A 13664-nucleotide genomic window follows, 5' to 3' on the forward strand; every position below is an offset into this window, starting at 1 on the left:
TATAGTCTAAGTAACGACAAGAAGAAAATAATTGTTTGAGAATCCAGAGATCATGGTGGTTGTACCATCATGGAGTATCGTTTTAATACTAATGGCAGTATTAATCAAGATATTCAGAACGCGCATGCTACAATAAGGAAAAATGAGATGGATGATCCTAGAAAGCAGCAACCAAACGTTTCGATCCAAAAATTCAAAGACAATTAACACGCCGTCTGCAAAAGTGGATACTGCCCCAACAAACAAAGGTATCGATGGTAATGTTAATGAAGATATAATGAATCCCAGTCGCCACCTTGTTTGTACTTAATGTAGAGAAAGACTTTTAATTAGATGTAATTATCCACAGCTTACGCATCCTCAACCTCTATCAAATAGACTCCATCATTGAAGCCCCCTCGCTTTTCTTTTTTAGCTATCCGAATTTGTTCAAGCTCTTCATACGTAGCTTCAAAAATAGGAAGTGCTGCGTGTATTAATTCTAGAATGTCAGCAAGCTCCTCGAGGGCATCCTTTCTATTATCCGTAGCTTCAAATTCTTTCATTTCTTCATAAAATTTATTTTTAACTTCGGTTAGATGCTCTGATTTATCTAAAATACGAGTGGAAAACCTACTTCCAGAGTTCTCAATTACTTGCGGAATTAGGTCTCGTACTAGCTTATTGTAAACTGGCATTTAAATTCCTCCTGTCATTATTCCTTTCATTAAAGCGGCTAAGAGTTAGGATAACTTATATTAGTTTTATGTGTCCTGACAATACAGGAAATTGTTAAGTTGTCTCTGTTTACTTCCATTTATTCAACTTAAATGTTCAGTTTGTCGGTTGATGGTCCTTGCCCCTTCTTTTAGGGCTGGTAGATAGACGTCAGCAATTTGTTGTTCAGAGCTTCGTAATAAGTTGGTAGAGATGTTGATGGCTGCTATTGGTAATCCCCTGCGATTGAAAATGGGCATTGCTATGGAACGTAGTCCAACCTCTAGTTCGCCATTGCCTTCAGCATAGCCCTGGGAACGGCAAATGGCCAAATGGGCTTCAAATTCTTCATAGGATGTTATGGTTTTTTCCGTAAAGGCCTCTATCGTTGCAGAGTCCCATGTTTTTTTCCTTTCGCTCTCTGGAAGCCAAGCAACAAGTGCTTTTCCTAGGGAGCTTGCAAAATAGGGAAGTCTAGATCCAATGCGCAAATTTGATCCAATGATTCGTTCGGCGGCATTGACACGTAGTACATAGACAACCTCTGGTCCATCAAGCACTGCCATATTGGTTGACTCCTTCACATTTTTAGCAATGTCCTGAAGGATTGGTAGTGATAGGTCAGGCAGGCTTAGAGTCTCCAAGTAATTGGATCCTAGATCTAATACTTTGGGGCTTAACTGAAATTTATTCTCTGGCAATAATCGAAGATAGCCCAAATCGACTAAAGTGAGGGCAAACCTTCTGACTGTAGCCTTGTTGATACCTGTTTTTTCTTCCAAATCACGAAGGGACATTGTACTAGCATTGGAGGTAAAGGCATTTAACACCTCAAATCCTTTGGCAACGGAATTTACAAAGTAACCATTATTATTTTTTTTCAAAAAAATCTTCTCCTCTATATATGAAACCTTACGATTATTTTACAATATTATCCTTAAATATTCTAAATATTTTATATTATTCTTGAAAAATAAAAAATTAATATATATAATTATAGAACACATAACGTATTACTGTACGGATAGTGTACAACTTAATGAGAAGTATGGCAATGATGTCTATATTTTTTATACATAAATGTAAGGGTTTTCAGGGTTTCTACAAAGGAGGATTTATCAACATGAACAAGATTGTGACTGCTGAGAAAGCAATCTCTTCTATTAAAAATGGGGATATCGTTGCAGTGGGAGGCTTTGGCTTAATAGGCTGTCCGCTTCAGCTTGTGGATACACTAGCTGAGCATGAGGTTTCTGATTTAACAATTATTAGCAACAATTTAGGAGAACCAGGTGGTAAGGGCTTAGGCAAAATATTAATGCAAAACAAAATAAAAAAAGCAATCGGCTCTTATTTTACAAGCAATAGGGATGCGGTCCAATATGCAAAGGATGGAAAACTTAAAGTAGAGCTTGTACCTCAGGGGACGCTTGGAGAGAGGCTTAGAGCTGCTGGAGCAGGGCTTGGTGGTTTTTACACTCGTACATCAGCTGGTACATTGCTCGCAGAGAACAAGGAATCACGAGTAATAGATGGTAAGGAATATGTATTGGAGTTTCCTCTTCAGGCGGATGTGGCCCTTATTAAAGCTAAAAAGGCCGATAAGCTAGGCAATTTAGTTTTTTCAAAGACTGCTAGAAACTTTAATCCTGATATGGCGATGGCTGCCAAAATCACTATTGTGCAAGTAGAAGAGTTAGTGGAGGTAGGGCAACTAGATCCTGAGCATATCATCACCCCACATTTATTTGTCAATTATATTGTGGAGGAGGGGAAGTGAAAAAATGGAAACTATAAGTAGTAAAGCAAAAATCGCGAAAAGAGCCGCGGAAGAAATAAAAAACGGTTCCATTGTGAATCTTGGAATAGGTATCCCGACGTTAGTAGCGGATTATTTAGACACAGGCAAAGAAGTTTATTTACATACGGAAAATGGATTGCTAGGCGTTGGTCCATCTCCGAGCGAGAAACAGTTAGATCTCGAAATTATTAATGCGGGTAAGCTACCAGTTACCGCTCAACTAGGCGCTTCCTATTTTTCTTCCTCCGAATCCTTTGCCATGATTCGTGGAGGGCATGTGAATACGGTCATTCTAGGAGCATTGCAGATTAGTGAAACAGGGGATTTAGCAAACTGGGCAGTTCCTGGAAAGGATATTTTAGGAGTAGGTGGGGCTATGGATTTAGTAGCTGGTGCAAAGGAAGTCATTATAACGACTCAGCATTGCTCCAAGGATGGCGAGCCGAAAATCGTTAGTGAATGTACCTACCCAGTAACAGCAAAGAATATCGTAAGTACACTTATTTCGGAGTATGCCGTGTTTCGTTTTGTAGAAAACAAAATGGTTCTGGAGGAACTAGCAGACGGTTGGACAGTAGAGAAGCTAAAAGAAATTACACCTGCGAAATTTATTGTGTCTCCAACATTATCAATTTATTAGATAGAAGAAACTACAAGGGGGATTAGAATATGGAGCATGAATTTGTGATTGTTAGTGCCAATCGAACAGCGGTAGGCAGATTTGGTGGGCAGCTAAGAAACGTTCCAGCTGCTGATCTTGCTGCTACCGTGATGAAAGAAGCAATTACCCAAGCAGGATTGACAGTCGAACAAGTTAATGAAGTAGTGTTCGGTGAAGTAAGGCAATCGACGGAAGCCTCCAATTTGGCTAGAGTCGCGGCTCTGAAAGCAGGAATTCCAATCGAGTCATCTGGTTATACAGTAAATCGCCTTTGTGCATCAGGTATGCAATCGGTTATATCCGGTGTTCAGCATCTCGCTTTCCATTCTCAAGATATTGTTCTAGCAGGTGGAGCAGAGAATATGAGTAGAGCACCTTTGTATTTACGAAATTCTCGTTTTGGAGAAGGAAATCCATATATCGTAGATTCCAATTTAGAAAATGGTCAACAACCGATGGAGATGTATGGTAAGGATTTAGGAATGGGTATGACAGCAGAAAATGTAGCTGAAAAATATGACATATCTCGCGAAGATCAGGATGCATTTGCTTTGGAAAGTCAAAAACGAGCGAAGCAAGCCTGGGAGGAAGGCCGTTTTGACTCTCAGATCGTACCAATTGAAATAAAGTATAAAAAAGAAACTAGTGTGTTTGCAAGAGATGAGCATATGCGTGACACCTCATTAGAAAAATTAGCAAGTTTAAAGCCGGTGTTTAAAAAGGACGGAACAGTAACTGCTGGAAACGCATGCGGAAGAAATGATGGGGCAAGTGCGATTATCCTTATGACTGCAGAGAAAGCAAACATACTAGGCTTAAAACCGTTGGCGAAAGTAAAAAGTTGGTCCACAACTGGAGTAGACCCCCGTTATATGGGGATTGGTCCAGTCCCAGCAATTGAAAAACTTCTAAAACAAACAGACTTGAAGGTACAGGATATTGGACTATGGGAGCTAAATGAAGCATTTGCCTCTCAATCACTTGCAGTTATCAGACAAGTGGGGATTCCAATAAGTAAGGTAAATGTTAATGGAGGGGCTATTGCTTTAGGACACCCCCTAGGTGCTACGGGTGCAATTATTCTTACGAAGCTATTACATGAAATGAAGCATAGAAATGAACAATTTGGAATCTCAACGCTATGCGTTGGAGGTGGCCAGGGGATGGCTGTACTTCTGGAGAATATGTAAAAATACATAATACAAAGGATGATATGATGAGTAAAGAGGTAAATCAATATTTAATTCCACCTGCTACATTTGGCGAGAAGCTGAAGCAGGTTGGTCCAGGAATCGTCGTGGCGGCAACCGGTGCTGGAACGGCCGACTTAATAACATCGCTTGTAATAGGTACATCTTTTGGAATGACTTTTGTATGGGCAGTAATTGTTGGTGCCATTTTAAAATACTTCTTGAACGAGGGAGTAGGGAGACTGTATTTAGAAACCGGTCAAACGATTGTGGATGGCTGGCATTCTCTCGGTAAATGGGCAACTGGTTACTTTGGTGTTTATGCAATTATATGGGGCTTTGTATATGGTGCAGCAGCTGCTTCCACATCAGGGATGGCGATGCATGCCATGTTCCCAATTATGCCAATTTGGGCTTGGGCTATCATCCACTCAATCGTAGGTTTTATATTAATATGGGTTGGTCGCTATCTTCTGTTTGAAAAAGTAATGACTGTTTTAGTTGGAGTCATGTTTATCACGATTATCGGTACAGCAGTAATGTTCTTACCAAGCTTTGGTGATTTCGCGTTTGGATTTGTACCCCGTATTCCAGAAGGTTCATTTATTCTTATGCTTGGTTTAATCGGTGGAGTAGGTGGGACAATAACAATGGCCTCCTACGGATATTGGTTGACTGAGAAAGGGTGGAAGGGTAAGGAATGGGTTAGTGCCATGCGTCTGGATGCCAAAGTCGCATATACTCTAACAGCTCTTTTTACACTAGCTGGTTTAGTCATAGGGGCACAGTTCCTAGCAGGTACGGGAGTGAGTATTCGAGATGATGAAGGACTGGTTAAGCTAGCTGACATGCTAGGAGCTGAATTCGGAACACCTATGCGCTGGATGTTCTTAGTGGCCTTCTGGTCTGCAGCATACACTTCTCTACTAGGTGTTTGGAATGGCGTTCCTTATCTGTTCGCAGATTTCATGAAAACCATTCGTAAAAAGAAAGGCCCTGGAAAAGAGAAGGTTTCTACAAAGGAACCAGCTTATCGCTTCTATTTAGCATGGCTGACATTCCCTCCAATGGTTCTGTTTTATTTCGGAAAACCAGTAGAACTAATCATTATTTATGGAGCGTTAGGATCTCTATTCATGCCATTTTTAGCCCTTTCTTTAGTATTGCTTCTTAATGCCAAGAATTTAGAATCACGTAACAAATTAGTGTCCAATGCCGTACTAATAGGATGTCTCATTATGTTTGGTTATTTGGGAATAAGTGAATTGGTTAAAATATTGTTTGGTTAATATAGGAGCCATCACGTTTGTTAACGTGATGGTTTTATTTTTTATACGATTTTTATTGTTATAGCTATAGCAACAGGCGACTACTTCAACGGAAAACAGCTATTTTAAAAATGACACTTAAAGGGTACCTGCGCCTTTCGCTATAGATAAAGTTGCATGTTGCCTATACAAAAGTGGGCTTTCTCCATACTTCCCCTTAAACAGTTTTGAAAAGTAGTTGGCGTCATTAAAGCCGGTCTTTGATGCAATTTCATGGATGGTTAGATTGGTTTCCTGAAGCAGCTGCTTTGCATGAGTAAGACGTTTTTGGTTAAGGTATTGCTTGAATGTCATCTCTTTTGTTTGTGAAAAGAGCATGCTTAAATAGCTTTGGCTGATCCCTATAAAACTAGCTAGTACCTCTAAATTTAACTTAGGATCCGTATAGGAATAATCGATAAAGTCTAGGGCGGCATTTACATAGTCGAACTGGCCTTTTTCTTTTTGTTTTATCGATTGGTTCATGGTGTCCTGACAGAATAGGACGAATTCCTGAATAATCGTGTAAAGGACCGGATGATTCAGGATGATATCGAAGAGTCGGTTGTATCGCAATTCTAAATCTAATCGCTTTTCCATTTGGTATTTCAGCATGAACCTCCTTACCTGAGCAAGTATGCTAGTAAGCTGAATGCGGATGGTGTCCGGCTGATAGTAGATCTCATTGGCTGTGATGCTATATAAAAACCTCTTGATAGTTTGAACATCGTTTTGTTCAAGACTTGTTATCCACAGTCGTTGTTGCTCTATAGTCAAAAAAGGATCTAAACTATGAAATTTAGGAAGCTTGCTGACAAGAAAAACTTGTCCGAAGCCATGCTGAAAACGTAGCTTTAGAGTTTCTTTTATAGCTTGATACATTTCCTTAATGGATTTTCTCGGTAAATCATAGATCGCGATATTTAAGTTTGCGTTATGTGTGCTTGTCCATTCTCTAATAATTGCTTTTGCTCTTTTAGTAAGCCCCTCCAGGGAATCATCCGTTGAAAATGCCACAATGCGCTTAGAAAGGGGTAAAAGAGTCAGATGATTTAAAGATTCTAGCCAATGAAATAGCTGCTCGTTTTGCTCCAAAAACTCTGTTTCTAACATGAGACAGAATGTAAATTCATTATTTACTACCTGATGCTTCTCTAAAAATAAAGAAGGATAAATAGAATGATCGCCAACTAAGGGGAGAACCTCTCTTTGAACATTTATTTTCTGTCTTATTGCATGAGTTATATATTGCTTTAGCATGTTTAAATCGAGGGGTTTAACGAGTAGGGTGAGTGCTCGTAGAGATAGAGCATTTAATGCGTGCTTAAAAAGAGGCTCTGCCGTCATACCAATGATGTGCTGAGAATTTAGCGATAAAGCCTTTCTCAATCGATTTGACTCCTCCTGAGTAAGCAGTTCCATCTCCAATAAAATAACCTCTGGGTTCTCTGCTTCAAGCTGTTGAACCGCCTCATTAATATTTCCAGCCTCTAAAATAGTCGTAATATTTAACTGATATCGCTTGATATACCACTGAATTCCATTTCTTTCTGTTTGATCTCGGTCAATTATTAAGAGCTTCACTCAATTACACCTCATTTTTTACGATAGTTATCTAGCTTTAAATCTTTATCCCCTTAGGAATTTCTTATGATTTTATTCATTCTGTCAAAAAATCATAAATTATTCCTTCTCTTTCTTAATAAAATTCCATCTTATCTAAAGAAATTCCTTTATTTTATAACAACATTACATATATTTAATCTTTTCTGAATTTTATAATTGATTGAAAAAGGAGTGGTGGGTTTGGTAAATATCCCGAATAAAGGGCTCATTCAAGAGGGTAAGACCGAGATGCTTTCTGTCTTCAAGTTTGTTATTTGCAGTTTAATAGGAATCTTTAGCTTCTTTGTTACCTTTACGTATAACGAGAAATCTTCTATTCTACTTGATCATATTGTAACGTGGCTATCAGTGAATGCACCTACTTTTGTAACAATCTATATAGTAATCATGCTTGTATGTGGAGCTGTATATCCATTTGTCACTAAAACATGGAATAAGGATAAGGTCAGTATTATTATGTCCTTATTTAAATTGGTTGGTCTGGGAGTAGGGATATTGTTGTTGGTAGGTGTCGGACCTGCTTGGCTATTTGACCCAAATGTCGGACCATTTTTAATGGATAAGCTGATTAAGCCAGTTGGTGTTTTGATTCCGATAGGAGCTATCTTCTTAGCATTGCTAGTCAGCTATGGCTTACTTGAATTTATAGGTGTGTTCATGCAACCAATTATGCGACCGGTTTTTAGAACTCCCGGACGTTCTGCAGTAGATGCAGTTGCTTCCTTTGTAGGAAGTTATTCTGTTGGTTTATTGCTGACTAATCGCGTGTTTAACCAAGGGAAGTACACAATCAGAGAAGCTGCAATTATTGCAACAGGCTTCTCCACTGTTTCTGTTACATTTATGGTCGTAATTGCAAATACATTGGACTTAATGGCTTATTGGAGCTGGTTCTTCTGGGTTTCACTAGTCGTAACATTTTTAGTGACAGCTATTACGGCACGTATTTGGCCTTTAGCAAAACTGAAGGATGAGTACATCGTAGAGGAAGGAGACCCTGAGGTTGTTGTTAACGAAAATCGACTGCAGATAGCTTGGTCAGAGGCGATGCAGGCAGTGCGAACAAATCCGCCGTTGTGGAAAAACCTTTTGCAGCATTTAAAGGAAGGCTTAATAATGACGATGGGTGTTCTACCATCCATTCTTTCTATTGGACTTTTAGGGTTGCTGCTTGCTATGTATACCCCGGTGTTTGATTGGATTGCGTATATTTTCCTACCATTTACTTGGGCTTTGCAAATTCCAGATCCATTACTTACTGCAAAAGCATTATCTGTATCTATTGCAGAGATATTCCTTCCTGCCTTATTAGTGACCTCTGCTACTACTTTGACGAAATTTATCGTAGCTGTCGTATCGGTATCGGCGATTTTATTTTTCTCGGCTGTTATTCCAGTCATTCTCTCTACCGACATTCCGCTAACAATTCGTCAGATGGTCGTTATTTGGTTCCAACGGGTTGTACTTACTTTAATCATTGTTACACCAATCGCATTTATATTATTTTAAAGGGAGTGTTATTTTATGAAAAATGTATTACAAAATATAAAGGCACCAACAGGAAGTCAGCTATCATGCAAAGGATGGACACAAGAGGCTGCTATGAGGATGCTCATGAATAATTTGGATCCAGAGGTGGCAGAAAATCCAGATGAGCTAGTTGTGTATGGAGGAATTGGTAAGGCAGCACGAAACTGGGCGAGCTATGAACAAATAATTGAATCCTTGAAAAAGCTAGAAAACGATGAAACCCTACTCATTCAATCTGGTAAGCCAGTAGCAGTGTTTCGTACCTATGAGCATTCTCCACGTGTACTAATTGCAAACTCTAATTTGGTGCCAGCTTGGGCAAACTGGGAGCATTTTTACGAGCTAGAGGATAAGGATTTGATGATGTATGGTCAGATGACTGCAGGGAGCTGGATTTATATCGGTGCTCAAGGAATTTTACAGGGAACATATTTGAGCTTCGTGGAGGCCGGTAAAAAGGTGTTTGGCAGTTCAGATCTCCGTGGAAAATTAATCCTAACAGGTGGTATGGGAGGTATGAGTGGTGCTCAGCCACTTGCTGGTAAGATGGCAGGTGCAGTCATTCTTGTAGTAGAAGTAGACAAGAAAAGAATTGAACGAAAAATAAAAGAAGGCTATTGCGATTACTTAGTAGAAGATTTAGATGATGCCCTGAGAATGGCGAAGGAATTACAGGAAAAGAAAGAGGCAGCATCCATCGGGCTAGTAGGAAATTGTGCAGATGTATACAGAGAAATCTATGAACGTGGTATTGTTCCTGATCTAGTTACAGACCAAACAAGCGCACATGATCCGTTAAACGGATATATTCCAAACCATATGTCATTAGAGGAGGCACTAAAGCTTCGCAAGGTTGATCCAAAAGCATATGAACAAAAGGCGAAAAAGGCAATGGCTGAACATGTGCAGGCAATGCTGGATTTTCAAACAGCGGGGTCTGAGGTGTTTGATTATGGCAACAACATAAGAAAGTACGCACAGGAAATGGGAGTGGCGAATGCCTTTGACTTCCCAGGATTTGTACCAGCTTATATTAGACCATTGTTTTGTGAAGGAAAAGGTCCGTTCCGCTGGGCAGCTTTATCAGGGGATCCAGAGGATATCCTTAAGACAGATGCACTGGCAAAGGAAATGTTTGCAAACGATGAGGCGCTCGTGAACTGGATCGATATGGCTCAGAAGATGGTGAAGTGGCAGGGACTTCCTGCTCGAATCTGTTGGCTAGGCTATGGAGATCGTCACCGCTTTGCGCTTAAGGTCAATGAAATGGTCGCTTCAGGTGAACTTAAGGCTCCGATCGTTTTTGGACGTGACCACTTAGATTCAGGCTCTGTGGCATCCCCTAATCGGGAGACAGAGGGAATGAAGGACGGTTCTGATGCAGTGTCCGATTGGCCAATCTTAAATGCATTAGTGAATGTTGCTGGTGGAGCAAGCTGGGTAAGTGTACATCACGGTGGTGGCGTAGGAATGGGGTATTCACAGCATGCTGGTCAGGTGCTCGTAGCAGACGGCACGGATATGGCAGCAGAGAAGATTAGCCGTGTGCTAATATCTGATCCTGGTATGGGGGTTGCTCGCCATGCAGATGCAGGTTATGAGATTGCCATTAAAACTGCCCAGGAGAAGAATGTTCATATACCAATGCTAAACACAAAAGGATGAGAATACATGACACTACTAATTACAAATGCAAATCAATTAATTACTCTAGCGTCGGCTAGTAAGAAAGCGCGTACGGGAAAAGAAATGACTGAGCTTAACATTATAGAAAATGGAAGTCTATTAATAGAAGAAGACCGCATTGTAGCGGTTGGTACTAAGGAAGAACTTCAGGAGCAGCATCCAGAGTTAATGGAGAAGGCAGAGATATTAGATGCCACTGGCAGTGTAGTTATGCCGGGACTTGTTGACGCACATACGCATCTAGTATTCGGGGGAACTCGTGAAAATGAATTCCAAATGCGTTTAAATGGAGCTACCTACATGGAAATCATGAATGCAGGCGGAGGAATTCATGCTACCACGAAGAAAACGAGAGAGTCATCCTTTGACCATTTATATGAGAAAACATATGCACACCTAAATGATTTTCTTCGTCATGGGATAACAACAGTAGAAGCAAAAAGTGGCTATGGCTTAGATTGGGAAACAGAGGAGAAACAGCTACAGGTTGCAAAGAAGCTTCAGGAGAATCATACAATCGATGTAGTAAGAACGTTCATGGGGGCCCATGCGGTACCTGCTGAGTATAAGGAAAATCCTGATGCGTTTGTAGACTTGATTGTCAATGAGATGATTCCGAAAGTAGCAGAGTTAGGTCTAGCGGAGTTCAATGACGTTTTCTGTGAAAAGGGTGTCTTTACTCCAGAGCAGTCTCGTAGAATTTTATTGGCTGGTAAAGAACACGGGCTCATCCCTAAAATCCATGCAGATGAAATCGAGCCATATGAGGGAGCAGAGCTAGCAGCGGAGGTAGGAGCTATTTCAGCGGAGCATTTATTGGTAGCCTCGGATAAAGGAATCCAAGCAATGGCGCAGGCTGGAACAGTGGCTGTTTTGTTGCCAGGGACAGCTTTTTTCTTAAAGGCAGCTTCTGCGCGAGGGCGATTGATGGTGGATGAAGGTGTGCCGGTTGCCATTTCAACTGACTTTAACCCGGGTTCTTCTCCAACGATTTCGCTGCCTTTCATCATGAATTTAGCCTGTATGAATATGGGCATGACGATGGAGGAGGTTCTGACAGCGACCACCATTAACGCCTCATATGCGATTAACAGAGGAAATGAGATAGGTTCTTTAGAATCTGGTAAGAAGGCGGACGTGCTTATTTTAAATGTCGAAAACTATCAGCAACTTCAATATTTTTACGGAATGAACCATACGAAGACCGTTGTAAAAAATGGAAAAGTAGTTGTGGATAATGGGGTGATCATAGATGGACTACAAAAAAGCACCAATTGAGCCTGCTCCATTTAACTGGCAGAGAATAGAGCATCAAGATATGAAGGTCAAGGACTGGATTGTTCCCCAGTGGCGAAGTGAGAAAAAGGACTGGGAGGTAGTGCTTCTTGGGGCACCGCTTTCTAGGTCTTCTATTAGTGTTTCAGGAGCATCTGAGTTTCCAAATGCCTTTCGTCAGTCATGGGAAAAATTCTCGACATACTATATTGATGAAGGTATAGACATTCGTGAGTTGAAGGTGGCGGATATCGGAAATGTAAAGATGCATTTCACGGACATATTGCGTAGCCATCAACACATCGAGGACGCTATGGAGAATGTGGCAGGAGAATATCCAAACGCATTGAAGGTAACAATTGGCGGAGATCATTCAGTAACGGCTGCAACTATTCGTGGATTAAAGAAGGTTATGCCAGAAAAGAAGATTGGTATTTTACAGTTAGATACACATTTAGATTTGCGCTCCACAGATGAACACGGTCCGACAAACGGAACCCCCATTCGCCAATTAATAGAAGGTAGAGTGATCGAGGGGAAGCATGTCTACAATATTGGATTGCATGGTTTTTATAATGCACCTTCTCTAATAGAGGCTGCAAACGATTATGAGGTTCACCGGATACGATTGAAGGAGCTGCGACAAAAAGGCATCGAGCAAACGATACAGGACGTACTATCTGTATTGATGGAGCAAGTAGACTTTATTTATGTCACCGTAGACATGGATGTCCTAGATATAGCCTATGCGCCCGGTGTTCCAGCATCCACACCCGGTGGCATGCGTTCGGATGAGCTATTTGATATTTTATATGAAGTAGGGAAATGTGAAGGGATAGGAGCCATTGACTTTGTATGTATTGATCCAACGAAGGATAACCTAGTACAAGCTACTGTCAAGACGACCACTTACGCATTTTTAACGTTTTTAGCGTCCTTTTATCAGCACCAGGTGAAGAAACGCGAGGCATTATGAGGTTTATGACCGGATGGGGAAATTTATGACCGTTCGGGAGAGGTTTATGACCGGATAGAAATTTTTATGACCGTTCGCGCGAGATTTATGACCGGATAAAAATTTTTATGACCGTTCATATAAAAAGAGCGTGAGGCTAAATATAGCTTCACGCTCTTTCAAATAAAATTCAGAAAAATAAATCTTTTCCACCTGTTTTAGCGTATAATAGTAGTAAATGGGACAGGGGAGGAATTGTATGATAGAAAGGATATCCACTACGTTTATCCAATATATTAATAATATTTCAAAGTTTGTAGTGTCCATGTTTCTTTCAGATGGAAGGACAAAGGAAGTAACCACGGAAGAGAGTCGAAGGGCCGTCCGACATATGCGAAGGATGTACCAATATGATTGGTATGTAGAGCTGAAGAATCGATTCGAACAAAATTGGGATCATCATCCCGAGGTTTTACACTTCATGAGTCAGGTAGATGTTAAATCGTTAAATAGCGAGGAGAGCAAGGAGAACTTTTTAAAAAATTTTCATCAACTATTGGAGAACCTAAAATGGATATAAAAGTCTGATCCAGAAAGAAACGAGCTTATCGCTTTCTTCTCTGGATTTTTGTTTGCTTAAAATTCTAATTAATAATTGATAGTGAAATTAATAAATGATGAGAAATTTGTCTCCAAGCTCGCAGCCGTAATGGATTCTGAAGTGTCTCCTAAATATGTAAAAGTCGCTCCTACATTGAAGAAACCCGCTCCTAAACTAAGTTTGCGCCCCTAAAATGAAGAAAAGCGCCCGTACGGAAGCCAGAAGTGTCTCCTAACCATGTAAAAGCCGCTCCTAAATCGAAGAAAACCGCTCCTAAACTAAGTTTGCGCCCCTAAAATGAAGAAAAGCGCCCATATCATAGTCAGAAGTGTCTCC

12 protein-coding genes are annotated in these 13664 nt (G+C 40.5%); 9 read left to right on the forward strand and 3 right to left on the reverse strand.

Annotated features, from left to right (window positions below):
• Nucleotides 1–350 precede the first annotated feature (350 nt).
• Together D0S48_RS15610 and D0S48_RS15615 are read right to left on the reverse strand one after the other, a co-directional pair.
• Nucleotides 351–677 (reverse strand): nucleoside triphosphate pyrophosphohydrolase, encoded by a 327-nt coding sequence (locus tag D0S48_RS15610; RefSeq protein WP_144541873.1) that lies wholly within the window; start codon nt 675–677, stop codon nt 351–353.
• 123 nt (nt 678–800) lie between these two features.
• Nucleotides 801–1580 (reverse strand): IclR family transcriptional regulator domain-containing protein, encoded by a 780-nt coding sequence (locus D0S48_RS15615; protein ID WP_151112563.1) that lies wholly within the window; start codon nt 1578–1580, stop codon nt 801–803.
• 239 nt (nt 1581–1819) lie between these two features.
• On the opposite strand from D0S48_RS15615, the gene D0S48_RS15620 reads away from it, so the two are divergent.
• From D0S48_RS15620 to D0S48_RS15635, 4 genes are read left to right on the forward strand one after another with little or no spacing between them, the layout of a single operon-like run.
• Nucleotides 1820–2476, forward strand: coding sequence for a CoA transferase subunit A (locus tag D0S48_RS15620; RefSeq protein WP_151112564.1), 657 nt, complete (start codon nt 1820–1822; stop codon nt 2474–2476).
• A 4-nt stretch (nt 2477–2480) separates the two neighbouring features.
• Nucleotides 2481–3137: a 3-oxoacid CoA-transferase subunit B gene (locus D0S48_RS15625; protein ID WP_151112566.1), complete on the forward strand. Its 657-nt coding sequence runs from the start codon at nt 2481–2483 to the stop codon at nt 3135–3137.
• A gap of 29 nt (nt 3138–3166) precedes the next feature.
• Nucleotides 3167–4348 carry a thiolase family protein gene (locus tag D0S48_RS15630; RefSeq protein WP_151112568.1) on the forward strand — a complete coding sequence of 394 codons (1182 nt, stop codon included), beginning with the start codon at nt 3167–3169 and terminating at the stop codon, nt 4346–4348.
• Entirely contained in the window at nt 4300–5637 is a 1338-nt protein-coding gene (locus D0S48_RS15635; RefSeq protein ID WP_225216191.1) for an Nramp family divalent metal transporter, read from the forward strand. The genes D0S48_RS15630 and D0S48_RS15635 overlap by 49 nt, the downstream gene beginning before the upstream one ends.
• A 117-nt stretch (nt 5638–5754) precedes the next feature.
• Here the strand turns inward: D0S48_RS15635 and D0S48_RS15640 are convergent, their stop codons facing one another.
• Nucleotides 5755–7239, reverse strand: coding sequence for a response regulator transcription factor (locus D0S48_RS15640; RefSeq protein ID WP_151112570.1), 1485 nt, complete (start codon nt 7237–7239; stop codon nt 5755–5757).
• Nucleotides 7240–7509: 270 nt separating this feature from the next.
• Between D0S48_RS15640 and D0S48_RS15645 the strand changes: the two genes are divergently transcribed.
• The 5 genes from D0S48_RS15645 to D0S48_RS15665 all read left to right on the forward strand — a co-directional run bounded on the left by D0S48_RS15645 (nt 7510) and on the right by D0S48_RS15665 (nt 13307).
• Nucleotides 7510–8790 carry a YjiH family protein gene (locus D0S48_RS15645; protein ID WP_151113843.1) on the forward strand — a complete coding sequence of 427 codons (1281 nt, stop codon included), beginning with the start codon at nt 7510–7512 and terminating at the stop codon, nt 8788–8790.
• A 15-nt stretch (nt 8791–8805) separates the two neighbouring features.
• Nucleotides 8806–10476, forward strand: a complete 1671-nt coding sequence (gene hutU / locus D0S48_RS15650) for a urocanate hydratase (protein ID WP_151112572.1) — start codon at nt 8806–8808, stop codon at nt 10474–10476.
• 6 nt (nt 10477–10482) lie between these two features.
• Nucleotides 10483–11775, forward strand: a complete 1293-nt coding sequence (gene hutI / locus D0S48_RS15655) for an imidazolonepropionase (RefSeq protein ID WP_151112574.1) — start codon at nt 10483–10485, stop codon at nt 11773–11775.
• Nucleotides 11750–12748 carry an agmatinase family protein gene (locus tag D0S48_RS15660; RefSeq protein ID WP_151112576.1) on the forward strand — a complete coding sequence of 333 codons (999 nt, stop codon included), beginning with the start codon at nt 11750–11752 and terminating at the stop codon, nt 12746–12748. Before hutI ends, D0S48_RS15660 begins: the two co-directional genes overlap by 26 nt.
• A 238-nt stretch (nt 12749–12986) precedes the next feature.
• Complete coding sequence (locus D0S48_RS15665) at nt 12987–13307, forward strand: hypothetical protein (protein WP_144541893.1); 321 nt, start codon at nt 12987–12989, stop codon at nt 13305–13307.
• Nucleotides 13308–13664: the final 357 nt, after the last annotated feature.

This window comes from Psychrobacillus sp. AK 1817 (assembly GCF_008807035.1).
Taxonomy (GTDB): Bacteria; Bacillota; Bacilli; order Bacillales_A; family Planococcaceae; genus Psychrobacillus; species Psychrobacillus faecigallinarum.